We start from the raw sequence: 24738 nt of genomic DNA on the forward strand, positions 1-24738 counted from the left end.
TAAGATGCGCGCCCCTTTATTCACCAATCCTTAAGTCATGCGTGTCGACCGCTTCCTCAGCAACCTGCCGTGCTTCAACCGTAAGCAAGTACGCCTGTTGCTGGTGGAAAAACGCGTCCGGGTTGACGGAAACGTCGTCAGCGACCCGCACAGCGAAGTCCGCGAATTCAGCCGCGTCGAAGTCGACAAAGAGGTGCTGCAAGTCGGCAAACCCCTGCGCCACTTCATGTTGCACAAGCCCGCCGGCTGCGTCAGCGCCACCCGGGATCCGCAACACCCGACCGTGCTCGATTTGATTCATGAACCGGACAAGGACGAACTGCACATCGCCGGACGCCTGGATTTCAATACCACCGGCCTGATGCTGATCACCAACGACGGCAGCTGGTCGCGGCGCCTGACCCAACCGCAGACCAAGCTACCCAAGGTCTATTACGTCGAAACCGAGCAGGACATCGGCCCCGAATACGCGATCACGTTCAGCCAGGGGCTGTACTTCGCCTTCGAAGACCTCACCACGCAACCGGCCGGGCTAGAGCTGCTCGGGCCAAAATGCGCGCGCCTGAGCATCGTCGAAGGCCGTTATCACCAGGTCAAGCGCATGTTCGGCCACTTCAACAACAAGGTGATGCGCCTGCACCGCGAACGCATGGGGCCGCTGCTGCTCGACGACACGTTGAAACCGGGCGAATACCGCCCGCTGAGCGCTGAAGAGATCGGATCGATCTAAGCCAGCGACCGCTCAGCAGAAGTTGTCGAACAATTTACCAAAGGCACTTGCGCATTGATGTGACCCCTGCTTGAATCAGGACGTCGGCCGAAATGTGACCGACGAGTCACCCCATACTTCTAAGAAACTTTTTGCCGGTAGGAACCCAAGGGTTCCGGCCTCATCCGGCAGACTGCCCGCCAATAACAATACCCGTCGACCGGACTGCAATGGATCGACATGGGCCTCTCAAATTCCAGGCGTATGCCTACCTGTCACAAAGCTCGTGCAATCTCATTTGCGCGCATACCCGCTTGCCAGGAGTCTTATGACATGAGGCCAGAAATCGCTGTGCTGGATATACAGGGTCAGTACCGGGTTTACACGGAGTTCTATCGCGCAGACGCCGCAGAGAAGACCATTATCTTGGTCAACGGCTCGATGGCCACGACTGCGTCGTTTGCACAAACCGTGAAAAACCTCCATCCGCAGTTCAACGTCGTCTGCTACGACCAGCCCTACGCGGGCCGGTCAAAAGCCCACAACCTGCATGAAAAAATGCTCACCAAGGAAATCGAAGGGCAGATCCTTATTGAGCTGATCGACCACTTCGCCGCCGAACACGTGCTGTCGTTTTCCTGGGGCGGTGCCGCGACCATGGTCGCGCTTTCCCAACAGCCGCGACGCATTGAAAAAGCGGTGATCAGCTCGTTCTCCCCGGAAATCAACTCGCATATGCTCGATTACCTCGAGCGCGGCGTGGATTACCTCGGCAACCGGGACGGGGACCGGGTCGGCAACCTGGTGAACAGCACCATCGGCAAACACCTGCCAACGTTGTTCAAACGCTTCAATTATCGGCACGTCAGTTCCCTGGCCGAGCATGAATACGGGCAGATGCACTTCCACATCAACGACCTGCTGCAAAGTGATCGCCAGTGCTTTTTCAAAGCTGCGGAGAAAATCAACGTACCGGTGTTATTCATGAACGGCGAATGGGACGAATACACCGCCGCCGATGGCGCCCGATTGTTCGCCAATCACGTGCAACACGCCACCTTCACTACCTTGCAGGCCACCGGGCACTTTCTCGACATGGAACACAAAGCCGCTTGCCGGGACAGCCGCAATGCACTGATGGGCTTCCTGAAGCCGGCACCGCATGAAAGCCGACCGCGTTACCACTACGTCCAGGACCACCATGCATTGTCCATCTGAAACAGCGTCATCGCGAGCAAGCCCCGCCCTGCTGCGTTAAACGTATTCTGCAGGCGCGAGGTTTGCCCGCGATCGACCGTCATGGGGTCCGGGCTTTTTGTCATATCGCGTTAAACCCGCTCCACGTAAAGAAAAACTTCAAATTCGCGGCCGTATCTGGTACAAAGTCACCGCTCTGAGCGGGTGTCGTATAATGGCATTACTCCAGCTTCCCAAGCTGATAACGAGGGTTCGATTCCCTTCACCCGCTCCAATCGAATTTTGATCTCACGTCAGGGTGTTTTTGACGGGGGATGTAGAGACAGAAAAAACCGGCCCAAGTGGCCGGTTTTTTTGTGGGCGTAATTTGATGGCGTCGGATTTGTGGATAGCTTGGTCGGTCACTTTCCGGTTATCGGAGAGTACATTCTTTCTTTCGCGGCTGTGGCGACTACTCTGAAAGCTATTAGCGTTTTTCTCCAAAAGTACGAATTCAGTATCAAATTTCATCCAGCATTAGTATTTTTCCACCCACGAAATTATCGTTTCGCCATAATATTGAAGTTCTGTTAGCGTTTTTCCTGTCCCCGTAAAGGATTTCGTCAATGCAAGTCGGTTTCCAGACCCTCGCGAACCGTTACAACATCGCATTGGCGCAGCCTCTGCGCGTACAGTCGATGATTGGCACCGTACGTGTCAGCCGTGAAAGCGCCGGAAACGTGGAGAACAGGTATCCGCCACGCTACCGCCCTGCAGACGATTTCGCAGGGCATTTCGAGTTCGGTCTCAAATACGAAGAGATTCATCTCGAGTTCTTTGCTCGCCTGTTTGCGGCCATAGGCCCGCAGCCTGTTGAAGACTGGTGTCGACGGGAGCCTTTTGGCCAGTATGCCCGTCGCACAGGATTCCTCTACGAATGGCTGACAGGGGAACGTCTGGAGGTGCCTGATGTGACCAATGGCGCCTATGTTGATGTACTTTCACCACAAAATTACCTGACTCGTCGTGAGTCGTTGCGAACGCGGCGCTGGCGAATCAATAACAATCTGCCGGGGACACCCGACTTCTGCCCCTTGGTTCGTCGTACCGAGCCAGTGCGGGAGGCCTTGCAATTCGAACTGCGTGCGGCATTGGATGAGTTGGATCAAGCCTTTGGTTCCGACATCCTGATGCGAACGGCCAGTTGGCTGACGTTCAAGGAATCGCGCGCGAGCTTTCTCATCGAAAAGGAAGCCGACCAGGCCGATCGCATCCAGCGGTTTGCGCATGTCATTGCCCAGCACTGCGGCCATATAGATGCCCCATTGAGCAACGACACCCTTCGATCCCTGCAAGCCGGCATCCTGGGCCACGATGCCATCGGACTAGGCTTGCGACGCTCCCCTGTCTTCGTGGGACAAGCCACAATGCGCGAAGACATCGTGCATTACATTGCCCCGCACTTTGAAGATCTTGGCCCCCTCCTGGAAGGCCTCAACGAGTTCGAGGTCGCAACGCGTGGTGCCGAGTCAGTGGCACGCGCCGCAGTACTTGCATTCGGATTCGTGTACATCCATCCCATGCGTGACGGCAACGGCCGGATCCATCGCTTTCTAATCAATGACACCTTGATCCGGGATAAGGCAGTGCCCGACGGAGTGATTCTGCCCGTGTCAGCCACGATCACCAGCTCTATCGATTTCAGGGCCGGCTACGATCGTACGCTTGAAGTATTCTCACGACCGTTCATGCGCCGTTACGCGGCAGCCTATCGGTTTGGCGAACTGGTGACCTACGAGGACGGGACGCTTAGCAATTTCAACTTCGATGAATACGTAGACGCAAGCTTTGCCTGGCGGTACCCAGACCTGACCGAGCACGTTCTCTACACCGCACGCGTTGTCGAACATACGATTCGTACGGAGATGGCAGATGAGGCCAGAGTACTGGTGATCTTTCAGCGAGCGCAGGAACAACTCAAAGAAGTGATCGAGATGCCGGATCAGGATGCCAATCGCATCATCCGCTCGATCAAGGAAAACGGTTGGAAGGTCTCCGGCAAGCTGAAAAAAGGGTACCCAATACTTGAAGATGAGCGCATGGCGCAACGTGTTGTGGATGCAGTGCGTTCGGCGTTTGAGGATCAATTGATGGGGGCCGGTGAAGAGTGATCTCCGGTAGAACTGGATAGCTTACATCTGCAACTCAGGAGAAAGCCGGTCCGGGTGACCGGTTTTTTTGTGCGCGAGATTTGGTGATACGCCTGTCAACGCTAGTGTTAAGCGCCCACTTTTAAAGGCCCAACGGAGATCAACGCCAGAAAAAGCAACGTCCTACACGACACTGGGAATTGTCCGTACACTTGCGCATTGCTGTGCCTTTGCCATGAGACCTATAGTCCGACCGCGCCCAAATGGCGTATCGGGTTTGGCGACTCGATGGCAAAGCATAGAAACCTCCGAGCTATCTCGGAGCGTTTCTGAACGCACTTGGCTACCTGTTTATGGTGGCTGTGCGTGGGAGACCTATGGGTCTGCCGGTTTGCCTTGTCCCGGTTCGCCAACCTGCGTACAGCTGCCACCCATTGTTTGGCGACACTGAGTGGTAGTTCACCTCAATTCAAGGAATCACTCATGAAAGAGTTCATGGCTTTAACCAGCAATGCCGACGACCTTCCCTCCCTGTATGTCAATACCACCCAACCCCTGCACTCCCTGCTCAGCACCGCTAGCTACAGAATTCGCGCCGTGACGCAGATTCTTGAAAACCTCGCGATGCGCGGCGACCTGACCTCTGACTCGGTTGTACTCAGTGACTTTGCGTTGCTGTGCTGTGTGCCCTTGCGTGACGGTTGCGATGTACTGGATGTGATCGCTCGCCGAATGGACGCAGAACCGTCCTGACGTCACATCGGCCAAACGCGGCCAGTTAAGAGATAGCGTGGGCGATAGTGGCGAGGGAGCTTGCTCCCGCTGGGTTGCGAAGCGACCCCGGAAAGGGACTGCTGCGCAGTCCAACGGGACGGTGCGGCGATCCGACAAGCTCCCTCGCCACAGGTTGCCATTATTCGCCGCCCCCCAGACGCTCATATCGTTTGCGTATAGATCATCGCTCGCGAGTAAAGAGGCCGTAGTGCAGCGTTGAGCCTGGCAGTTGATCCCTTATGCTCCCGGCTCACCCTTCACCCTTCACCCCGAGATCAACATGCACAACTCAGAGTTGGGAATCATGATCATTTCATTGATCGGGTTGTTCGGCTTTGCCTCGTTTGCGTTTGAATATTTGAGCGCCCGACGCTCAAAAAAGAACAAGTCGTAGTGATTTTCTCGAGCGCTCAAAAAATGGGACAGATGACTCTCAAGGTCATCTGTCCCCTTTGCGCATCAGCGAGTTGCGACCAGAAACAATCGCGGAAATGGCAGTAGCACCGAACCATCGGCCAATGCCGGGTAGGCCCGCTCGATAGCCGCTTGATATTGCTTCAGATACTGCGCCCGTTCCGCCTCGTCCAGCGGATCGAGAAACGGCCGCAAGCCACTGCCCTTGAACCACTCCACCACGCCAGACGCACCGCCTGCGAGCGGATGATGGTAAGTGGTGCGCCAGACATCGACGCGGGTGCAACAGGCTTTCAATATCGAATAGTAGCCACTGGCATCGGCCATTTCAGTCCTCTGCCCCGCGGCGCCTGCCAGTTTGCCGACCCAAGGGCCATCAGCGGCGACTTCGCGCATCAAGCGGTGCGAGTGTTCATTCAGGTTGTCAGGCATCTGCACGGCCAGGCTGCCACCCGGCGCCAGTTTGCTCACCAGCGACGGTAGCAAAGTCGCGTGATCCGGCACCCACTGCAACACCGCGTTGGCGAAAATCACATCGAAGGGGCCACTGTCATTCCAGGTGTCGATGTCGGCGATGTCGAACTGCACTTGCGGCAAGCGCTTGCGAGCGGCTTCGATCATGTCGCTGGAACTGTCCAGCCCACGCACCTTGGCATCGGCAAAGCGCTCCACCAGCAACTCGGTGGAGTTGCCGGGCCCGCAACCGATATCGATGGCCGAGCGCACGTCTCCGGCGGGGACGGCCGTCAGCAGGTCACGGGCGGGACGGGTGCGTTCATCTTCAAAAGCGACGTACTGTTTGGCGGACCAACTCATTGCGTTCTCCTGTCGGTGCGTTGTCCTCGGGACGCTACGATACCGCGGCGAGCGCCACCAAATGTTTCAGAAAATCACCTTTTCGGTCATTTCGAATTTTCATCCCGCCGCCACTGTCTGAAAAATCAGGCGCCCTCTCAAAAGGAACTCGGTCATGAAATTCGCAAAAATCGCGCAGAAACTCGCCCTCTGGGCCGGTAGCCCCAAGACGTTCATGAGCGCGTTGCTCCTGATTTTCCTGTGGGGGCTGAGTGGGCCAATTTTTCATTTCAACGATACGTGGCAGCTGATCATCAATACCTCGACCACCATCATCACGTTCCTGATGGTGTTCCTGATCCAGAACACGCAGAACCGCGACACCGACATCCTGCACTTGAAAGTCGATGAGTTGTTGCGGGTGGACAAGGAGGCGCAAAAGGCCATGCTCGGGCTTGAGGCGTTGGACCTCAAGCAACTGGAGGCGCTGCGCAGGCATTACCGCGCCATGGGCGAGAACCAGGTGTTCGACCTCGATGGCCTGAACCCAACGCATAATCCCAAGCCATATCTGGATCAGTGCTGAACAGAAAAACGGCGCGTGACTCAAGCCCCGCGCCGTTCATGTTCAAATCTTGCGCTCAACTTTTGGCTTGCAGCGCCTTGGCCATTTGCAGATGATTTTGCAATTTAGGCAGGGTTTCTTCGGCGAATGCCTTGATTTGCGGCACGTCGGTGGTCTGCGCCTCCTGCTGCAATTGATCGATGGCTTCCTGGGTGGTCTTCACCTGACTGGCGGTATAGGCCTCGTCGTAGGTCGCCCCGTCCATGACCTGTGGCATCAGGGCTTTGGCCTTTTCGACAATCTCTTCCCGGGGGGCGACCGGTATATCCAGTTGTTTGGCGATTTTCGCCAGGTGCTGGTTCGCGGTGGTACGGTCGTTGATGACGATAATGGTGTAGTCCTTGACCTCTTTGGACTCGGCCTTCTGGTGCGCCAGGCGACTTGCTTCAATATCGGCGATACCTTTTGCCGAGGCCTCGTCGATGAATTCGGCAGTCGACTGGGCAAAGACGCCGCTGGCAAACAGGCCCAGTAACGTGGCAAGACTGGTACTACATAATCGGGTGGCCATCCGGTTCATGGTCGCGCCCTCCTCTTCAAATTCAAGCGGGAGCTTTCGCCCCCGCCTCTCAATCAAAACCACCTGAATCCCTTAGCGGGATTTCTGACCGCCCTTGCGACCCATGTCGGGTTTCGTCGGGTCTTTATCGACGGTCGTAGTAGTGGTTTTCCCTCCCTTGCGACCGGCTTCGGAGGCCTTCGTTCGATCGTTGGCGAAGTTCCCCGAGTTCGAGTTTCTTGAATTAGGCATGATTCTCTTCCTCTTGGTAGTAGTCGCGGGAGCTTGCGCCCGCATAGAATCTGAATTTGCGCGCTCCAAAAGGTTTAGAAAATTACGTGGATGCCACGACGAACGGTGCCCGGGTTTTCAGACGAGTCGCAGGTGATGCTCGCGTTTGGCGCAGTACATCGCCTCGTCGGCATGCCGGAACAATTGCTTCTCTTCGGTGCCGTGATCGGGGTATCGGGCGACGCCGATACTTGGCTGGATGTTCAGGCTATGCCCGTCCAGTCGCAGGGGTTGGGCCAGGACCTGACGGACTTTTTCAACCACGATATCGGTATCGTCCGCCGCGTGAATGCTGTGCAACAACACCACGAATTCATCACCGCCGATGCGGGCCACTGTGTCGGTTTCCCGCACGCAGCCCTTGAGCCGGTTGGCCACCGCTTGCAGCAACATGTCGCCGACCGCGTGGCCATGGGTGTCGTTGACTTGCTTGAAGCGGTCGAGGTCGACGTACAACAGCGCCATGCGCCCGCCGTCCTCCCGGGCCGCTTGCATTGATACCTTGAGCCGGTCGCGCAGCAGCTCGCGGTTGGGTAACTGGGTCAATTGATCGTACTGGGCCATGTGTTGCAGGCGGGCGTGCAATTGCTTGCGCTCGATGGCGGTCGCGACCTGGGCGCAGACGTATTGCAGCAGTTCCTTGTCTTGCTCGGTGTAGCGCTCGCCGCCCGGAATGCTTTTGACGATCAACGCGCCGATGGTGCCGTTTTGCGAATTCAGCGGCACACCCAACCAACAGGGTGCGTTCTGTTCGTCCTGCAGCATTTCAAAGCCGGCGGGAGGTGGACACTGGTCCGGGGTCAACAGGATCGGCAACCCCGTGCGGATTACCTCGGCACACAAACGCCCGGTCATGGTTCCGGGCTGTTCGGGCTGAGGCTCGTGGTCATCGACGTGATAAGGGAAATTCAGCTGCGCGCAGTGCTCGTCGTACAGCGCCACGGAAAAATTCAGTGCAGGCAACCATTCGCCGATGATCAGGTGGATGCGTTTGAACAACGCCAGCAGATCCTCTGCCGCATGGGCAGCCTCGGAAATCGCATACAACGCTGCCTGCCGGGATTCGGCCTGCTTGCGTTCGGTGATGTCGCGTGCCACCGCGATGCGCAACTGATCGTCCTCGGACCAGCGTGCCGACCAGAGGATGTGCACCACGCTGCCATCCTTGCGCAGGTAGCGGTTTTCAAAGTTGAGCTTGGGCTCGCCGTCCATGATTTCCCGGGCGGCGTCGAGGGTGCGCTGGCGGTCGCCCGGGTGCACCATGTCGATCATCGCCTCGCCGATCATCTCATCGGCGCTGTAGCCGAAAATACGCTCGCACGCCGCGCTGACAAAAACGAAGCGGCCCTGTTTATCCACCGCACAGACGGCATCCAGCAACAGATCGATATAACTCGCCAGCGGCGCGGAATTCCGGTTTTCCATGGTTCAGCGTGGGTGTCCCGATAATACAGCGCTCATCAATCATCCCTGCCCTGTCAGTCTTGCATCCTTGTGATCTCGTTCAAGCCTTGTTCGGCATCAGCCCCGGCAACGCATGTACCAACGCGTTGATGGCAAAACCGATGAACATCACCCCGCACAACCGGGTGATTGCCAATTCATGACGCTGGTACAGGCTGCGCACCCGCCGCGCACCGACAACGCCAATGAGAATGGCGTAGGCGAGCAACCCGCCGACGAAACTCAGGGCGATCAGCCCCGGCAGCATTGACCAGTTGAGCAGTTCCGCGCGGCTCGACAGCAGTGCCGTGAACGTCGCCACCGCCACCGGGTAGGCCTTGGGATTGGTCAAACCAAACACAATGCCGTGCCAGAACGGCTGCCGCGCCGGGCCCTGCGGCGCATCAGCGCTGCTGCGACGGGCGCGCACCGCACGCCAGCCGAGCCAGAACAGGTACAAGCCACTGAGCACTCCGAGCACGTCGAACGCGGTACTGCCGATCTCCCGCGCACCGACAATCGCGATCAGCGCCGTGCTGCACCACACCACATCGCCGAGCAAATGGCCGCACAGAAACCCCGCCCCGGCCCGTCGTCCATGGGCCGCGCCTATGCCGAACACTGCCAGCACACCCGGCCCCGGGGTGATGCCGTAGATAAAACCCGAGGCAAGCACGGCCATTAGCAACGATGGGGTCATGGAAAGTCCTTATGAACGGCAGGGTGAATGGCCACCAGTCTATATCAGGTCTTCAACTGTCAGCTGCCTGATCGCGACAGAAATTCTTCAGCGGTGGCCCCCTGCACGACTCGCTCATTCAACCAGTTCAATGCCTGATCCCCACCCCGCCGTTTATGCCACGCCAACACAAAGGTGAACGACGGAATGTGAAACGGCGGCGGCACGACAACCAATGAAGGCTCACCAATATCGCGCAAGCCGCGCGACGCGACGGTGAGGATCAGGTCGGTGCCGCTAATGAGCTGCGGGGCGACGTTCCAGTGCGGCAGGCTGATGGCGACACGCCGGCGTTCGCGCAAGGCGGTCAGCGCGCGTTCGATCTCCGGGGTGCCGCTGCCGCGCATTTCCAGCAGTACATGGGGCCGAGCCAGGTAGGTGGGCAGGTCGAGACCACCGTCGGCGGGCAAGCTATTGCGGTCCACCAGGCAGGCGTAGTGCTCTTCGAAGAGTGGGGTGCTGCGCAATTCGTTGGGCATTTCCGGGAAAACCCCGGCGGCGACATCAATGTCACCATTGAGCACGCCTTCGAGCATGCTTTCGCGGCTGCCATGGCTGATTTGCAGGTCGATGCCCGGCGCTTCGCGGCGCAAGGTTCGGATCAGTCCCGGCAAGACAATGGCGGCGCCGTAGTCGGACATCGCCAGGCGGAAGGTCCGCCGGGTGGTCGCGGGATCGAAGGCATTCGGCGCCAGCAGCGCTTGCACCTGGGCCAGGGCTTCGGCCAGCGGTGCCACCAGCTCCAGCGCTCGCGCAGTCGGTACAAGGCCGGCACCGGCGCGAACCAGCAGCGGATCGCCGAGCAGGTCACGCAAGCGCGCCAGCGCATGGCTGACTGCTGGCTGGCTCAAATGCAGACGCTCGGCCGCCCGGGTCACGTGCTGCTCGCTGAGCAAAGCGTCGAGGATCACCAGCAAATTGAGGTCGATGCGTCGTAGATCATTCATTTGCTGCATGTTCTGGATAACAAAACGGAATTTAAATCTGCGCGACGAATACCCTAGAGTCCAGCAAAACCTGTTGGAGATCGATCATGAGTACGTTGCATTGGGCCGGCCTGATAGGGCTGGCGATGATCGCCGGGGCGGTGGTGCCATTTCAGAGCGCGATCAACGTCAACCTCGGACGCGGGTTGGGCCATCCGTTGTGGGCGACGCTCGCTTCGCTATTGGTGAGCGTTATCGTGCTGCTGCCGATCATCGTTGCGATGCGCTTGCCATTGCCGTCACTGGCATTCATCAGCAAGGCTCCGCTCTGGATGTGGGCCGGTGGCGCTTTTGGGGTGATCTTCATTTCCCTGGCATTGGTACTGCTGCCCAAGCTGGGTGCCGCGGGGTTCATGGCATTGGCGCTGGCGGGGCAAGTCGTGGCGTCGCTGTTGCTGGATCACTACGGCTGGTTTGGGTTGGTGGAGCGACAGGTCACTTTGCCAAAGGTGGTTGGGGTGGTGCTGTTGATGGCCGGGGTGGTGTTGATTCAGTTCAGTGACGCGGCGCAAAAAGCGATGACAGCGACTTCTTGAAGATCAAAAGATCGCAGCCTCCGGCAGCTCCTACGGGGATGCGTGGTCCGAGCAGGCGCTGCCGAAGGCTGCGATCTTTTAAAACTTGTCGAGTGTGCGCAACTTCTGCGGCAGCCCCCACAGCAACAGCGCCACCGCGATCAACGCACAGACACCAATGACATACAGCGCCGGTGTGGTGCTGCCGGTCAGGTCCTTGATCCGGCCGACCATCACCGGGCTGACGATGCCGCCGAACTGGCCCAGGGTGTTGATCACCGCGATCCCGCCCGCAGCGCCCGCACCGGCACCGGCCAGCAGTTTCGGCGGCAGGGTCCAGAAGCTCGGGATGGAGGCGATGATCCCGGCACCGAGCAGGCCCAGCGCGACAATCAGGAAAGTCGTGTGGTTGGCGAAGATTCCCGCGCAGAAGAACCCGATCGCACCGACCGCCACCAGACCGGCGACAAACTTGCGTCGCTCGCCAGTAGCATCGGACAGGCGTCCGATCACCACCATGCTGATGGCACCACAGATGTATGGGATGGCCGTCAGCAAGCCGATCATCACCGGGCTCTCGGTACCGGCGCTGCGGATCAGTTGCGGCGCCCAGAAATTCAAGCCGTAGGACGCCACCTGAATCAGGAAATAGATCAGGCCCAAGGTCAGGAAACCCGGAATCCGCAGCGCTGCGAGCAGCGATCCACCGCTCTTGTGCGGCTCATGCCGGGCGATGCGGCTGGCCAGCAGGGTCTTCTCCGATGAAGTCAGCCAATGGGCATCTTCGATGCGATCCTTGAGCAGGGTCAGCACCAGCAAACCGAGGCCGATACACGGCACGCCACCGAGCAGGAACAACCAGTGCCAGCCACGCATTTGCAGCACGCCGTCGAGGTGTTGCAGCACCAGGCCCGAGAACGGCGCGCCCACCAGGCCGGCGAACGCCGACGCCAGGAACAGCATCGAGGTGATGCGCCCGCGATAGTGCTGCGGGAACCACAACGTCAGGTAATACAGCACGCCCGGGGCAAAACCGGCCTCCATCGCGCCGATCACGAAGCGCAGCACGTAGAACTGCCATTCGCTGTTGACGAACACCATCAGCGCCGTGGCCAGGCCCCAGGACATCATGATCCGGGCGATCCAGCGCCGGGCGCCGACCTTGTACAGCATCATGTTGCTGGGCACTTCGAAAATTACATAACCGACCACAAACAACCCGGCACCGAGGCCGTAAGCGGTGTCGCTCAGACTCAGGTCGGCCTGCAGTTGAAACTTGGCGAAGCTGATGTTGATGCGGTCGAAAAAGGCGAACAGGTAGCAGACCATGATCAGCGGCATCAGGCGCCAGGCGACTTTGCTGACCAGGGCTTTTTCTTCGTCGTGGCTAACGGCCGGGTTTGCGCCGGCCTCCAGTGCTTTAAGGCTCATTGCAGTTCTCCAGGCGGACTTCCCGTGGGTGTCCGATTGTTTTTGTTGTCTGGTTGAGGTGCTTTTTTATTGTGGGAGCGGGCTTGCTCGCGAAAGCGGTCTGACATTCAGCAGTGATGTCGACTGACACTCCGTCTTCGCGAGCAAGCCCGCTCTCACAGGGTTTTCAGTTAGGTCAGGACGGCACGGGATGCAGATCGCAATTGCGTCCAGCCTTGGCCAGTTGTCCAGGTACTTCATGACCGAGCAGTGCCGGCAGTCCCCGGGACAGTTTCAGCAGCAGCGGCAAATCGATGCCGGTATGAATTCCGACTTCATCGCACAGGTTCACCAGATCCTCGGTGCAGATGTTTCCCGATGCCCCCGGCGCAAACGGGCAGCCGCCTAGGCCACCGAGAGCCGCGTCGAAGCGTCGGGCACCGGCCTCATAGGCAGCCAGCACGTTGCACAGCCCAAGGCCGCGGGTATTGTGAAAATGCAGGGTCAGGTCCACTGGCGATACACGCTGCAACACTCGCCGCACCAAGCGGTCGACCTGACGCGGATTGGCCATGCCGGTGGTGTCGGCCAGGGTGATGCCCTGGATGCCGAGTTCCTGATAGGCCTCGACGATTTGCAGTACGCGGTCCTCATCGATCTTGCCCTCGAACGGGCAGCCGAAGGTGGTGGCGATGCTGGCGTTGAGTCGCACAGGACTGTCGCCAACGAATTGCACAATCTCGCCGAACGCGGCCAACGAATCTTCACAGCGCATGCGCATGTTCGCCAGGTTGTGGGTCTGGCTGGCGGACATCACCAGGTTCAGCTCATCGGCACGGCACGCCAGCGCCCGTTGCGCGCCCTTCAGGTTGGGGATCAACGCGACGTAGATCACCCCCGGTTGCCGGGCGATGCCCTTGAACACCAGTTCGCCATCGCGCAGCGCCGCAATGGCCTTGGGCGACACGAACGAACCGGCTTCGATGCGGCTGAATCCGGCCTGCGACAGTTGATCGATCAGGGCAATCTTGTCGTCGGTTTCAACCCAGGTCGGCTCGATTTGCAATCCGTCGCGCGGGGACACTTCCTGCACGATCAGTCTGTCGGAATAATCGCTGATCATTGCACCACTCCTTCGACTTTCAGGCGTTCGATGTCCATCGCGGTCAGGCCCAATTGCGCGAGGATGCCGTCGGTGTGCTGACCCAAACCGGGACCGGACCAATTCACGCCGCCGGGAGTTTCGGAGAGTTTCGGCACGATGCCTGGCATCTTCACCGTGGCGCCACCGGGCAGTTCGGCATTGAGCAGCATGTCCCGCGCCTGATAGTGCGGATCGGCGACGATGTCGGCCACCGAGTAGATGCGGCCGGCCGGGACCTCGGCGGCTTCAAGGGCGGTCAGCACCTCGTCGATGGGCAGGCTGCTGGTCCAGTGGGTAATGGCGGCGTCGAGCAGATTGCTCTTGGCTGCACGCCCGTCGTTGTGGGCGAATTCCGGCGCATCGGCCAGATCGGGGCGGCCGATGGTTTGCATCAGGCGCTTGTAGATCGGATCGCTGTTGCCGGCAATCACCACGTAGGCGCCGTCGGCCGTCAGGTAGGTGTTGGAGGGCGCGATGCCCGGCAAGGCGCCGCCGCTGCGTTCGCGCACATGGCCCAGCATGTCGTATTCCGGCACCAGGCTTTCCATGACGTTGAACACGCTTTCGGCCAGGGACACATCGACGATCTGCCCGCCGCCCTGCCCGGTCTTGACCCTTAGCAGCGACATCAGCGCACCGATCACCGCGTGCAGCGACGCCAGGGAATCGCCAAGGCTCACGCCGACCCGCGCTGGCGGCGAACCGGGGGTACCGGTGGTGTAGCGAATCCCGCCCATGGCTTCGCCTATGGCACCGAAACCGGGACGATCGCGGTACGGGCCGGTCTGGCCGTAACCGGAGATCCGCACTAGCGTGAGGTTGGGATTGAGCGCGTGCAACACGTCCCAACCCAGGCCGAGTTTCTCCAGGGCGCCAGGACGCAGGTTTTCGATCAGCACATCGGCGCTGGTCGCCAGTTGCTTGACCAGTTCGATGCCTTCGGGGGATTTGAGGTTCAGCGCCAGGGACTTCTTGTTGCGCGATTGCAGGTACCACCACAGCGAGGTGCCTTCATGCAGCTTGCGCCATTTGCGCAGGGGATCGCCCTGGCCCATGGCTTCGATCTTGATCACCTCGGCGCCGAACTCGGCCAGCATGCGCGCCGCAAACGGCGCGGCGATCAGCGTGCCGATCTCGATCACTTTGATCGCACTCAAGGGGGCAGTCATCGCGGGGTACCTCTTGTTCTTGGAATATGCGCCAAGGCTAGAGGACAGGGGACTCGGGAATCCAACCTTCAGTTGGCAACGAGCGTTCGCGAAATGCGAACGCTCGGGGAGATTGTCGCGACCTCAGGGCCGCCTTCGCGGGCAAACCCGCTCCCACAGGGATTTTCAGCGCTACACAGATCCAGTGTGGGAGCGGGCTTGCTCGCGAAGAGGCCGGCCTAGTCAGCGAAGAACTATCAGGCTGGCCCCCGCAAATGCTCAAACAACATCCTGCTCACCGGCGACAGTAACGCCTCATCGCGCACCACCAGGATCAAGGCCCGATCGGACCATTCATCCGTCAACGGCACCGCGTGCAAACCCAGTGCCCGGCCAAACAATTCATAAGCCCTGTGCGGCAAAATGCCGATCCCCATGTTGGCCTGGACCATCCGGCACATCGCATCGAACCCCGGCACATGAATACGAACCCGCAGCACCTTGCCGGCCTCGCGCGCCGCCGCGTGGGTGCGCATGTTGATCGAACTGGCGGCATGCAAGCCAACGTAATCACTGCTCAGCGTATCGGCGAACGCCACACTCGACCGGCCCGCCAATGAATGGTAGGGCGGCATCAACACCACCAGCTTGTCCTGGCGATACAGCACGCTGTGCAGGCCCTTGATGTCACTGTCGATGGAACAGATCCCGAAGTCGGCCACCCCGTCGAGCACCCCCTGAATCACCCCGGAGCTGGGGCGCTCTTCGAGATCGGTCTTGACCTGTGGGTGACGTTCGGAAAAATCCCGCAGGTCCTCGGGCAAAAACTGAATGATCGCCGACAGGTTGGCGAGCATCCGCACATAGCCGCGCACACCGTGGCTGTGCTCCCCCAGCTCAAGCCCCATTTTCTCGACGTTAAACAACATCTGCCGGGCATGGTGCAGCAAGGTTTCACCGGCCGGCGTCAGGGACATGCCCTTGGCCTGGCGCACGAACAGGCTGATGCCCAGCGCCTCCTCCAGTTCCATCAAGCGTTTGCTCGCCGCCGAGACTGCAATCGCTTCGCGCGAGGCGGCGCGGGTCAGCGTACCCTCTTCATGCACGGCGACGAACAGTTGCAGGGTGATCAGGTCGAGACGGCGGATCAGGCTTTTTTGCAGCATCGGGTACTCGGCGAGTCGGCTCAGGCGAAGTCGCAGCATAGCGTTCTTCACCCGCGTCGTGCCGTGGTCCGGTCACCGGTCGTGATAAAGTCGCCGCCCACAGACCTTTTGCCGTGAGACGAAGACCGCAATGACCGATTTCCAGGATGTCGATGCTCAACTTGAAGACTGGAACGCCTTGCGCAGCACCGCTTCGTTCAGTGGTTTGCTGGTGGGCAACGGTGCCAGTCGCGCGGTGTGGGACGATTTCGGCTACGAGTCGCTGTTCGAAAACGCCCGCACCGTTGAAGAAAAACCCCTGAGCCCGTCCGAGCTGAGCGTGTTCGATGCGATGCAGACCCGCAGTTTCGAACAGGTACTGAGCGCCCTGAAAATCACCAGCCGGGTCAACAAGGCCTTGGCTGTCAGCTCCGCCGCCCCGCGCAATCGCTACTACGCGATCAAGGAAGCGCTGATCAACACCGTGCATGCGGTGCATATCCCGTGGCGGCTGGTGGTGCCTTCAACGCTGGTTACCATCAATCAGGAACTGGCCGGTTACCGCACGGTGTTCACCACCAATTACGACTTGCTCAACTACTGGGCGGTGCAACAGCAGCCTGAGGCGATCACCGATCTGTTCCAGGGTACCGAGCCCGGTTTCGACCTGAGCGACACCGCCACCGACAAAACCCGCTTGCTGTACCTGCACGGCGGTCTGCATCTGGTGCGCAACCAGGACGGTACGGCGCGCAAGCTGATGTCGACCGAGGGCACGTTGCTGGGCAGTTTCGCCATCAACAACACGATCAAGACCCTCGACGACGTACCGCTGTTCGTCAACGAAGGGCCGAGTGCGGACAAGCTCAAGACCATCCGCAGTTCGGACTATCTGTCGTTCTGCTACGAGCAACTACTCGGTCACGGCCAGGCGCTGTGCATCTTCGGCCATGCGCTGGGGGAGCAGGACAGCCATATCATTCATGCCTTGCGCCAGGCAAAGCCGCAGGTGCTGGCGATCTCGATTTACCCGCGCAGCAAGGCATTCATCCAGCACCAGAAACGGCATTACGCGAAGGTGTTTGAGGGGACGGGGGTTGAGTTGCGGTTTTTTGATTCCAGGAGCCATGCGTTGGGTGGCCCCAAGTTATCGGTTCCAGTCGAAGTTTAGTCCTGGCCGATCTGACGCTATCGCGAGCAGGTTCGCTCCCACAGGTGACCGAGTTCCTCCAGATAAAATGCGGTCGAATGTGGGAGCGAGCTTGCTCGCTCCCACAGGATTTGTACTGGATGCGAAGGTAGCGATCAAAGCACCGGCAATGTCTTGTCCTTGACCACCTTGGACGAACCGTTGGCCTTCACGCTGGCAATGCCTTTTTCCAAGGCCGCCGGTGAGGCATAGGCCTCGCTGCTGCCGATGATCTCGTGGTTACCCGCCTTGAGGTTGAAATACGGGTGGCCATCCTTGGTGGTTTTCTTCTCGTAGCGCTCATCCAGCTGGCTGTTGGCCTGGACCGAGGCGATGCCTTTGTCGGCGGCGGCGTGGGTGGTGTACAGCTCGCTGGTCAGAATGGTCTCGGCGTTGGCTGCCTTGAGGACAAACCTGAACTGGCCATTGCTGCTTTTGCTCACTTCATACCATCCGGACATGCTGTTTCTCCTTGGCGATTGAGAGGTTTCGCGCTTCACAGTAAAGACCAAGCCGGGATTTCTGTCGCCTGAACGGCAGTTTTCACTACTTCACCACTGCCCGCACCACCGACAACTCCGGTGCCGACGTCCGTCGCTGGCTCAAATACCGCGTACAACTCACCCGCAGGAACGACGCGAAATTGACCACCTCGCCGCGGTAGTCCATCACCTCTTCATACAGCTTGGCGATCAACTGATTGGTGGTCATGCCGTCGACCTCGGCGATTTCGCTGAGGATGTCCCAGAACTGATTCTCCAGCCGCAGGGTGGTGACCACCCCGCAGATGCGCAGAGAGCGGGAGCGCGATTCATAGAGTATCGGGTCGGCTTTGACGTACAGCTCGCACATGGACACGGCCTCGTTACAGCGTGATTTTGGTACCCAGCAATCCCAGGAAACCGGCCAGCCAGTTCGGGTGCGCAGGCCAGGCCGGAGCCGTGGCCAGATTGCCCTGGACATGGCCGTCCGTCACCGGAATATCAATATACGTACCGCCCGCCAGCCGCACTTCCGGAGCGCAGGCCGGATAAGCGCTGCATTCGCGACCTTCGAGAACACCCGCGGCCGCCAGCAACTGCGCGCCATGGCACACGGCAGCGATCGGCTTGCCGGCCTTGTCGAACGCGCGCACCAGTTCCAGGACTTTTTCGTTCAGGCGCAGGTACTCCGGCGCGCGTCCGCCCGGAATCAGCACCGCATCATAATCGGCCGCGTTGACCTTGGCGAAATCGAAGTTCAGGGCAAACAGGTGACCGGGTTTTTCACTGTAGGTCTGGTCGCCTTCAAAGTCATGGATCGCCGTGCGCACGGTCTGGCCGGCGGCTTTGTCCGGGCAAACGGCGTGTACCGTGTGGCCGACCATCAGCAATGCCTGGAACGGCACCATCACTTCATAGTCTTCGACGTAATCACCGACCAGCATCAGAATTTTTTTCGCAGCCATGGGGAGAACTCCTCTGGAAGTGGGCGTGCAGGAGTATTCAAGGTAGTCCTTATCCGGTGGGGTGGGTAACAACCGGCTACTACGAATGCACAGGACCACTGTAGGAGCTGCCGCAGGCTGCGATCTTTTTTGGATCAGCTCAAATAACCGTCAGCGCGCAGCAATGTTTCCAGGCAATGCTCGCGGATGTGATAGAAATCCTTCAACTCCTGAATCTTCGCCAGCAACTGGGCCGGGTCCACCGGCTCGGCGCGCTTGACCGCCAGGATCATCTTGTTCTTGTTGGTGTGATCCAGCGAGATGAACTCGAACACCTTGGTCTCGTAGCCGCAGGCCTCAAGGAACAACGCGCGCAAACTGTCGGTGACCATCTCGGCCTGCTGGCCCAGGTGCAAGCCGTACTGCAACATCGGCTTGAGCAGCGCCGGGCTCTGGATTTGCAGGCGGATCTGTTTGTGGCAGCACGGCGAGCACATGATGATCGAAGCGCCGGAACGGATGCCGGTGTGGATCGCATAGTCAGTGGCGATATCGCAGGCATGCAGGGCGATCATCACGTCCAGCTCGCTCGGCGCCACGCTGCGCACGTCACCGCACTTGAACACCAGGCCGGGGTGTTCAAGCCTGGCGGCGGCGGTGTTGCACAGGCTGACCATGTCTTCGCGCAGTTCGACGCCGGTCACCTCGCCTTCGGCCTTCAAGGTGTTGCGCAGGTAATCGTGGATGGCGAAGGTCAGGTAGCCCTTGCCCGATCCGAAGTCCGCCACACGCACCGGCTTGTCCAGCGCCAAGGGTGACGACGTCAGCGCATGGCTGAACACTTCGATGAACTTGTTGATCTGCTTCCACTTGCGCGACATCGCCGGGATCAGCTCATGCTGCTTGTTGGTCACACCCAGGTCGGCGAGAAACGGCCGGTTCAGGTCAAGAAAACGGTTTTTCTCACGGTTGTGCTCGGCCGATGGCACTTCGCGCAATTGCTGAGGTTGGCTCTTGAACAGCGATGACTTGCCCTTTTTGCTGTATTCGAGCTGGGCTTCGTCGGTCAACGACAACAAATGCGCATTTTTGAACGACGCCGGCAGCAGCCCGGAAATGCTCGCCACACCTTCTGCCAGTGGCAGGTTCTTGGTGATATCGCGGGTCTTGTAGCGGTAGACAAAAGACAGGCAAGGTTGCGCCTTGACCGTCACCGGCTTGATGATGATCCGCTGCAGGTCCGTTTCATCGCCCACGTACTTGGCCAGCACCAGTTTGATGAACGCGTTGTGCTCCAGGCTCGATTGCAGCAGGTCGATGAACTGGGCGTGATGATCCGGCGCGAGGCTGGCGGGAGTGGCGGTGACGGACATGGAAAAACGGCCTCGGCAATACGAATCGGGGAATGCCGGGTATTTTAGGGGGGACGAGTGTTTTGGGCACGGAGTAATTTTGCGCCAGGCCCCGTTCCCGCCGATCGGGACCTGAATCCAACCATCGCTACATCATGGCTCCACCAGTCGAAGTTTGCGGTTGGTCGGCGAGTTGATGACGAACTTGACGATCAACCCGACCGGCACCGCCCACGTCAGACCGTTGACCGGATCAGTGACCACGGCGACAGTTTCGGAGCTTGCAGCCAGATCCAGACGTCGGCGATCGTTGCTGGACTTGAGTAATCCGTACGCGTGGCTGACCAGCCGCTCCGCCTGGTGCATCGGCATATCCAGACTCTGCAAATGCCTCACCGCACGGCAGAACAACACTTGATCATCAATCACACCCTCGCCTTCATGACGGGCCAGAAACGCCTGAGCTATGGCCAATAGTTCCGCATTCAAATGGGCCTGTTCATCAACCTCCTTCATGCTCAAGGCTCCTGTTGCGCTTGCGCCGCCGGAGCACTCTCGGCGACAGGCTTCGCGGCGCGGCGCAAATCAGGCCCGGCGCACGGCAAATGCACGGCCGGGTTGGGCATGCCACTGGGGGAAAGCTCATGGGTCATTTCGAACTCGGCCCGCACCGACCAGCCACAGGCCTCCGACGTACATTGCAGGTACGCCACCCGCAGGAAAATATGCCGTCCTTCGCTGGTACGTATGCGCATCCTGCTCAGGCAGTGCGGGCACACCATCTTGTAAGTACTCATATATGTTTCCCTTGGGCCATCCGGTGGTAATCGAATTGATCAAACGCAATACTGTTTGAAACACAATTCGTAAAAGTCCGGTGCTGCAAATAACGTCCGCCAGACAAAAGGAAGTGCAACGGGCGGACACGTAATAGATACGAGCCAAGCTCGTAGGAAATCACCCTGATACCATTAGGAAGTTTCGACATCGTATTCTTCTGATTCATAGTTGATGATTGATTACTTACAAGAAAAAAAGTACTCATTACGCATACGTTAAGCACTCAAAAAGCATATGTCAAAAGGAAGAGGCTCAAATTGCGTAGCAAAAAATCACAAGCTGTTTTGGCCCGTCTGAAGCAAGTAACGGGTACAAAAACTGACGCTTCCCTGTCTACTGCACTACAGATCAGCCCCCAGACACTCAGTAGCTGGAAAGGCCGTGACAGCACGCCATACTCATTATGCGTAGATATTGCACAAGCTCGCGGCATCTCCCTTGACTGGTTGCTGCTGGGCGAGGGGCCGATGCTGCGGCAAACCCATGTCAACGCGACTGCAAATGTTGCGGAAACTGCAACAACACAGGAAAACACCATCCTTTCGCTGTGGCGATTGCTTGATGAGGATGACCGCTGCGCAATACAAAGCGCATTGGAGGAAAAGCGACGCCTGAGGGATCTGGAAACGCAACTTTCGGAAATGGCCGCCATCCTGGCAACACTTGGACACTCGAACAAAACCTGACTTGAAGTCCGACGTTTCAATGCTTGAAGGCATGCCACAAAACAATAATGTTGCCACTACTGCGAACAATCATTACGCATGAAAAAACACTCACCCCTGCATGCCATGGGCTCACCGGCAGGAATGTCAGCAATACATCGATGCCGGCATGGCAAAACACTGCGCCACACAAGCTGATCAATATCCTGTCGCGCCAGTTGTAACGCAGCTCGTCGCGCTGGTAACACGCCAGCCTGAACGCACTGATCAGGTGAGCCACCCCCGTCACCCACACCAGGGCCGCCATCTCAAAGGTCATTGCCCTCGCCCTCTGAGATGACGAAGGATGTCACCGAGGCCGGCGCCATCGATCCACTGCATGAGTTTGATGCTGATGGGAATGACCAGCAGCGCGCACAGGAAGGCCGTCACACCGGCGGTCAGAAAAGGCGCCAGTGGCTGGGCGACCGGGGCAAACAGGTAACCGACACCCGCCGACAACAGCCAGGAACCGATGCGTTGCCAGGCCTTGAAGTTGGCGCGAGTGGTCGTGACCAGCCACGCGCCAAGCGTCGCGCCGAACAGGACTTCTCCATTGATAACCGGCAACGTCGCAATACCCAACCCCACCATGAGTCCGCTGATACTGTTGTAGGTCGAATCAGTCAGGCTCATGGATTATCTCGCGACTGCGATGGATCAACAGTGATGGCTCCCGACTCCAGCGCTTTGAACACGGCAGCGTTGCGAGATCTGACGGCAAACTTGCGACGGATATTGGAGAAGTGGAAGTTGATGGTGGATTCCGAGCAACTCTGAATCCTGGCGATCTCCCAGGTGGTCTTGCCTTTGAGGCACCACTCCAGGGCTTGTGTCTCTTTCGTTGTCAGTTGCACTCGCGGAGTAAACATTGCGTTTGCGGGTGCATCCTCCACCCGGGTATCCAGCGATTGTTGCGTTTTCATAAGAACTCCCTCTATACAGAACGCCCATCGCAGGGCGCGCACCATGAGAGAGATGTTGAAGACAAGCTCCGCGGTGGACAACGCTCCGCAACTGTGTCGCGGCGCATTACAAAAGCGGATGAAGCCCTGGCTTAACCCAACACCACCAGACGATTCGGCAGCTCGTTGCGCACATGGGTCACCGGCACATGCACCTTGAGCAACTCGCCACAGGCCTCGACGCAACTGACAAAACCCTGCAACGTCTGCCCCTGTTTAACCTGCTGGGTGAACGTCGCGACGATCGCGTCCCAGTTCTTGTTGTCCAGGCGACTGGAAATCCCTTCATCCACCAGGATCTCCACATAACGCTCGGCCTCGGAAACGAAAATCAGCATGCCGGTGCTGCCCTCGGTGTGGTGCAGGTTCTGCTCCAGGAACTGCCGACGCGCCAGGTTCGAGGCGCGCCAGTGTCGCACCGAGCGCGGGACCAGATGGGTGGTGACTTTCGGCAGGCGGAACACCAGGCACAGCACGATGAAGATGGCCCACTGCACCAGCAGCAGGCTGTGCAGGGTCAGCCAACCGGTGAAGTAATGCACGATGCCCGGCACCAGCAGCGCCAGCAGGCTGGCCCACAGCAACGGGATGTACGCATAGTCGTCGGCGCGGGCCGCGAGCACGGTCACCAGTTCTGCGTCGGTCTCGCGCTCGACCCGGGCAATGGCCTCGGCCACCTTGCGTTGTTCGTGTTCAGTCAGTAATGCCATGTCGTGAAGTGCCTGCTCGTTTTTATTATCACCAGCCGCCGGACGAACCGCCCCCGCCGAAACTGCCCCCGCCGCCGCTGAAACCTCCCCCTCCACCGCCGCCGCCAAATCCACCACCGCCAAAGCCGCCCCCGGATCCACCGGAGCCGCCCCGGCCGGCAGGAAGGATACCGAGCATCTGGCACACAAAAACAGTCAGGATGAATAACATCACCAAAAACACGAACAACCCGGGATGCCGCGCGATGAAATCCTCCCCCGGATCGCCTCTGGATTCATACGCCGTGGAGGGTTCGTCCAGGGGGTTGCCGCCCAGCACCACCAGCATCGCCGCCACGCCGTCACTGATGCCTTTACTGAAATTGCCGGTCTTGAATGACGGGGTGATGACCTGGTTGATGATCACCGAACTCTGGGCATCGGTCAGGCGATCCTCCAGGCCGTAACCGACTTCGATACGCAGCCGGCGCTCGTCCCGGGCGATGATCAGCAGGGCGCCGTTGTTCTTGTCCTTCTGCCCGATGCCCCAGTGGCGCCCGAGTTGATAACCGAAGTCGGCGATGTCGGTGCCTTGCAAATCCGGCAACGTCACGACCACAAGCTGCTCGCCGGTGGCTTGCTCATGAGCCTGAAGTTGTTGGGTGAGCTGCTGGCGCACCGATGGCTCGATCATCTGCGCATTGTCGACCACCCGCCCGGTCAGCGCCGGAAAGTTCAGCTCGGCCCGGGCAGCGATCGCCACCACCCACAACAACAGCAACAGGACCGTTTTAAACACACGCATTGGCAACCTCTTCCGTTCCAAGCCTGGCTCTGTAGGAGCTGCCGCAGGCTGCGATCTGTTGATCTTGACCTTTAGCGCTCGCGAAAAAATCAAAGTCAAAAGATCGCAGCCTACGGCAGCTCCTACAGGGTTGATTCAGAATTTGACCTCGGGGGCCTTTTCCGAACCCGGCGTAGCTTCGAAGGTCTCGCGTACCGGCAGGTCGCTGTACATCACGGTGTGCCACAGGCGACCGGGGAACGTGCGGATCTCGGTGTTGTACTTCTGCACCGCGAGGATGAAATCGCGACGGGCCACGCTGATGCGGTTCTCTGTGCCTTCAAGCTGCGATTGCAGGGCGAGGAAGTTCTGGTTGGCCTTGAGGTCCGGATAACGCTCGGAGACCACCATCAAACGGCTCAAGGCGCCGCTGAGCTGATCCTGGGCCTGTTGGTACTGCTTGAGTTTTTCCGGATCATCCAGAGTCGAGGCATCCACCTGGATCGACGTGGCCTTGGCCCGGGCCTCGATGACGGCGGTCAGGGTTTCCTTCTCGTGGGCCGCATAGCCCTTGACGGTTTCCACCAGGTTGGGAATCAGGTCGGCGCGCCGCTGATACTGGTTCTGCACCTGGCCCCAGGCGGCCTTGGCCTGTTCGTCGAGGGTAGGGATGTTGTTGATGCCACAGGCGGTCAGCAACGAGGCCAGCATCAGCAGCGTGACGACCTGCAAACGCGAGCGGTAGGTTGGACTTACATTCATCAGGATGATGCTCCCTTGTGCATTTCATGAAAAAACCGACCGTGAAACCTTCTGGGCCGGCTCT

At 59.0% G+C, this 24738-nt stretch carries 30 protein-coding genes and 1 tRNA gene; 9 read left to right on the plus strand and 22 right to left on the minus strand.

All coding sequences use genetic code 11. The features are described from left to right. Positions 1 to 37 precede the first annotated feature (37 nt). From ACM6G4_RS12655 to ACM6G4_RS12675, 5 genes are all read left to right on the plus strand, one after another. Complete coding sequence (locus ACM6G4_RS12655; protein WP_409079378.1) at positions 38 to 730, plus strand: pseudouridine synthase; 693 nt, start codon at positions 38 to 40, stop codon at positions 728 to 730. A 312-nt stretch (positions 731 to 1042) separates the two neighbouring features. Continuing rightward, the gene (locus ACM6G4_RS12660) at positions 1043 to 1927 is read left to right on the plus strand and encodes an alpha/beta fold hydrolase (RefSeq protein ID WP_056720712.1); all 885 of its coding nucleotides are present in this window, start codon (positions 1043 to 1045) and stop codon (positions 1925 to 1927) included. Between the two features lie 179 nt (positions 1928 to 2106). Continuing rightward, a tRNA-Gly gene (locus ACM6G4_RS12665) sits at positions 2107 to 2180 on the plus strand. Between the two features lie 331 nt (positions 2181 to 2511). Further along, the gene (locus ACM6G4_RS12670) at positions 2512 to 4056 is read left to right on the plus strand and encodes a Fic family protein (RefSeq protein ID WP_414913813.1); all 1545 of its coding nucleotides are present in this window, start codon (positions 2512 to 2514) and stop codon (positions 4054 to 4056) included. 462 nt (positions 4057 to 4518) lie between these two features. After that, positions 4519 to 4788, plus strand: coding sequence for a short-chain dehydrogenase (locus tag ACM6G4_RS12675; protein ID WP_414913814.1), 270 nt, complete (start codon positions 4519 to 4521; stop codon positions 4786 to 4788). A gap of 480 nt (positions 4789 to 5268) precedes the next feature. Here the strand turns inward: ACM6G4_RS12675 and tam are convergent, their stop codons facing one another. After that, positions 5269 to 6039 carry a trans-aconitate 2-methyltransferase gene (gene tam / locus ACM6G4_RS12680; protein WP_414913815.1) on the minus strand — a complete coding sequence of 257 codons (771 nt, stop codon included), beginning with the start codon at positions 6037 to 6039 and terminating at the stop codon, positions 5269 to 5271. A 154-nt stretch (positions 6040 to 6193) separates the two neighbouring features. On the opposite strand from tam, the gene ACM6G4_RS12685 reads away from it, so the two are divergent. Further along, the gene (locus ACM6G4_RS12685; RefSeq protein WP_414913816.1) at positions 6194 to 6604 is read left to right on the plus strand and encodes a low affinity iron permease family protein; all 411 of its coding nucleotides are present in this window, start codon (positions 6194 to 6196) and stop codon (positions 6602 to 6604) included. 55 nt (positions 6605 to 6659) lie between these two features. Here the strand turns inward: ACM6G4_RS12685 and ACM6G4_RS12690 are convergent, their stop codons facing one another. The 5 genes from ACM6G4_RS12690 to ACM6G4_RS12710 form a co-directional block, all read right to left on the minus strand. Further along, positions 6660 to 7163, minus strand: coding sequence for a DUF4142 domain-containing protein (locus tag ACM6G4_RS12690; RefSeq protein ID WP_056720724.1), 504 nt, complete (start codon positions 7161 to 7163; stop codon positions 6660 to 6662). A gap of 72 nt (positions 7164 to 7235) precedes the next feature. After that, entirely contained in the window at positions 7236 to 7394 is a 159-nt protein-coding gene (locus ACM6G4_RS12695) for a KGG domain-containing protein (RefSeq protein WP_082562877.1), read from the minus strand. Positions 7395 to 7511: 117 nt separating this feature from the next. Beyond that, positions 7512 to 8858, minus strand: coding sequence for a diguanylate cyclase domain-containing protein (locus ACM6G4_RS12700; protein WP_414913817.1), 1347 nt, complete (start codon positions 8856 to 8858; stop codon positions 7512 to 7514). A gap of 79 nt (positions 8859 to 8937) precedes the next feature. Further along, entirely contained in the window at positions 8938 to 9576 is a 639-nt protein-coding gene (locus tag ACM6G4_RS12705; protein WP_056720727.1) for a LysE family translocator, read from the minus strand. 59 nt (positions 9577 to 9635) lie between these two features. After that, a complete protein-coding gene (locus ACM6G4_RS12710) occupies positions 9636 to 10571 on the minus strand; it encodes a LysR family transcriptional regulator (RefSeq protein WP_056720729.1) in 936 nt (311 codons plus the stop codon). A gap of 77 nt (positions 10572 to 10648) precedes the next feature. On the opposite strand from ACM6G4_RS12710, the gene ACM6G4_RS12715 reads away from it, so the two are divergent. Beyond that, a complete protein-coding gene (locus tag ACM6G4_RS12715; RefSeq protein ID WP_056720731.1) occupies positions 10649 to 11137 on the plus strand; it encodes a DMT family transporter in 489 nt (162 codons plus the stop codon). Positions 11138 to 11215: 78 nt separating this feature from the next. Here ACM6G4_RS12715 and ACM6G4_RS12720 read toward each other — a convergent pair whose 3' ends face one another. From ACM6G4_RS12720 to ACM6G4_RS12735, 4 genes are all read right to left on the minus strand, one after another. Next, entirely contained in the window at positions 11216 to 12547 is a 1332-nt protein-coding gene (locus tag ACM6G4_RS12720; RefSeq protein ID WP_414913818.1) for an MFS transporter, read from the minus strand. A 175-nt stretch (positions 12548 to 12722) separates the two neighbouring features. Then, positions 12723 to 13649, minus strand: a complete 927-nt coding sequence (locus ACM6G4_RS12725; RefSeq protein ID WP_414913819.1) for a hydroxymethylglutaryl-CoA lyase — start codon at positions 13647 to 13649, stop codon at positions 12723 to 12725. After that, positions 13646 to 14839 (minus strand): CaiB/BaiF CoA transferase family protein, encoded by a 1194-nt coding sequence (locus ACM6G4_RS12730; protein WP_056720737.1) that lies wholly within the window; start codon positions 14837 to 14839, stop codon positions 13646 to 13648. The genes ACM6G4_RS12725 and ACM6G4_RS12730 overlap by 4 nt, the downstream gene beginning before the upstream one ends. 236 nt (positions 14840 to 15075) lie before the next feature. After that, complete coding sequence (locus tag ACM6G4_RS12735; RefSeq protein WP_414914029.1) at positions 15076 to 15984, minus strand: LysR family transcriptional regulator; 909 nt, start codon at positions 15982 to 15984, stop codon at positions 15076 to 15078. Positions 15985 to 16114: 130 nt separating this feature from the next. Between ACM6G4_RS12735 and ACM6G4_RS12740 the strand changes: the two genes are divergently transcribed. After that, positions 16115 to 17134: a DUF4917 family protein gene (locus ACM6G4_RS12740; RefSeq protein WP_414913820.1), complete on the plus strand. Its 1020-nt coding sequence runs from the start codon at positions 16115 to 16117 to the stop codon at positions 17132 to 17134. Positions 17135 to 17268: 134 nt separating this feature from the next. Here the strand turns inward: ACM6G4_RS12740 and ACM6G4_RS12745 are convergent, their stop codons facing one another. The 6 genes from ACM6G4_RS12745 to ACM6G4_RS12770 all read right to left on the minus strand — a co-directional run bounded on the left by ACM6G4_RS12745 (position 17269) and on the right by ACM6G4_RS12770 (position 20727). Next, positions 17269 to 17613, minus strand: coding sequence for a YegP family protein (locus ACM6G4_RS12745; protein WP_414913821.1), 345 nt, complete (start codon positions 17611 to 17613; stop codon positions 17269 to 17271). An 85-nt stretch (positions 17614 to 17698) separates the two neighbouring features. Continuing rightward, the gene (locus ACM6G4_RS12750; protein ID WP_008051823.1) at positions 17699 to 18004 is read right to left on the minus strand and encodes a ribbon-helix-helix domain-containing protein; all 306 of its coding nucleotides are present in this window, start codon (positions 18002 to 18004) and stop codon (positions 17699 to 17701) included. Between the two features lie 13 nt (positions 18005 to 18017). Beyond that, on the minus strand, positions 18018 to 18599 hold the full coding sequence (locus ACM6G4_RS12755; protein WP_008051822.1) for a DJ-1/PfpI family protein: 582 nt from the start codon (positions 18597 to 18599) through the stop codon (positions 18018 to 18020). Between the two features lie 134 nt (positions 18600 to 18733). Next, positions 18734 to 19951 carry a class I SAM-dependent methyltransferase gene (locus tag ACM6G4_RS12760; protein ID WP_414913822.1) on the minus strand — a complete coding sequence of 406 codons (1218 nt, stop codon included), beginning with the start codon at positions 19949 to 19951 and terminating at the stop codon, positions 18734 to 18736. A 132-nt stretch (positions 19952 to 20083) separates the two neighbouring features. After that, positions 20084 to 20446 carry a hypothetical protein gene (locus ACM6G4_RS12765; RefSeq protein ID WP_056720744.1) on the minus strand — a complete coding sequence of 121 codons (363 nt, stop codon included), beginning with the start codon at positions 20444 to 20446 and terminating at the stop codon, positions 20084 to 20086. A gap of 2 nt (positions 20447 to 20448) precedes the next feature. Beyond that, the gene (locus tag ACM6G4_RS12770; RefSeq protein WP_056720750.1) at positions 20449 to 20727 is read right to left on the minus strand and encodes an ogr/Delta-like zinc finger family protein; all 279 of its coding nucleotides are present in this window, start codon (positions 20725 to 20727) and stop codon (positions 20449 to 20451) included. Positions 20728 to 21027: 300 nt separating this feature from the next. Between ACM6G4_RS12770 and ACM6G4_RS12775 the strand changes: the two genes are divergently transcribed. After that, entirely contained in the window at positions 21028 to 21456 is a 429-nt protein-coding gene (locus ACM6G4_RS12775) for a helix-turn-helix domain-containing protein (protein ID WP_223541819.1), read from the plus strand. A gap of 16 nt (positions 21457 to 21472) precedes the next feature. On the opposite strand, the gene ACM6G4_RS12780 is transcribed toward ACM6G4_RS12775, so the two are convergent. From ACM6G4_RS12780 to ACM6G4_RS12805, 6 genes are all read right to left on the minus strand, one after another. After that, positions 21473 to 21754: a phage holin family protein gene (locus ACM6G4_RS12780; RefSeq protein WP_223541818.1), complete on the minus strand. Its 282-nt coding sequence runs from the start codon at positions 21752 to 21754 to the stop codon at positions 21473 to 21475. Continuing rightward, the gene (locus ACM6G4_RS12785) at positions 21751 to 22110 is read right to left on the minus strand and encodes a putative holin (protein ID WP_056720754.1); all 360 of its coding nucleotides are present in this window, start codon (positions 22108 to 22110) and stop codon (positions 21751 to 21753) included. The genes ACM6G4_RS12780 and ACM6G4_RS12785 overlap by 4 nt, the downstream gene beginning before the upstream one ends. Further along, positions 22107 to 22400: a helix-turn-helix domain-containing protein gene (locus tag ACM6G4_RS12790; RefSeq protein ID WP_082562879.1), complete on the minus strand. Its 294-nt coding sequence runs from the start codon at positions 22398 to 22400 to the stop codon at positions 22107 to 22109. Before ACM6G4_RS12790 ends, ACM6G4_RS12785 begins: the two co-directional genes overlap by 4 nt. A 131-nt stretch (positions 22401 to 22531) precedes the next feature. Then, entirely contained in the window at positions 22532 to 23149 is a 618-nt protein-coding gene (locus ACM6G4_RS12795; RefSeq protein WP_056720756.1) for a TPM domain-containing protein, read from the minus strand. 28 nt (positions 23150 to 23177) lie between these two features. Then, positions 23178 to 23933, minus strand: coding sequence for a TPM domain-containing protein (locus ACM6G4_RS12800; RefSeq protein WP_056720758.1), 756 nt, complete (start codon positions 23931 to 23933; stop codon positions 23178 to 23180). Positions 23934 to 24068: 135 nt separating this feature from the next. Then, positions 24069 to 24674, minus strand: a complete 606-nt coding sequence (locus tag ACM6G4_RS12805; RefSeq protein WP_056720761.1) for a LemA family protein — start codon at positions 24672 to 24674, stop codon at positions 24069 to 24071. Positions 24675 to 24738: the final 64 nt, after the last annotated feature.

The sequence above is a fragment of the Pseudomonas sp. IT-P258 genome (assembly GCF_949767825.1).
Taxonomy (GTDB): domain Bacteria; phylum Pseudomonadota; class Gammaproteobacteria; order Pseudomonadales; family Pseudomonadaceae; genus Aquipseudomonas; species Aquipseudomonas monachiensis.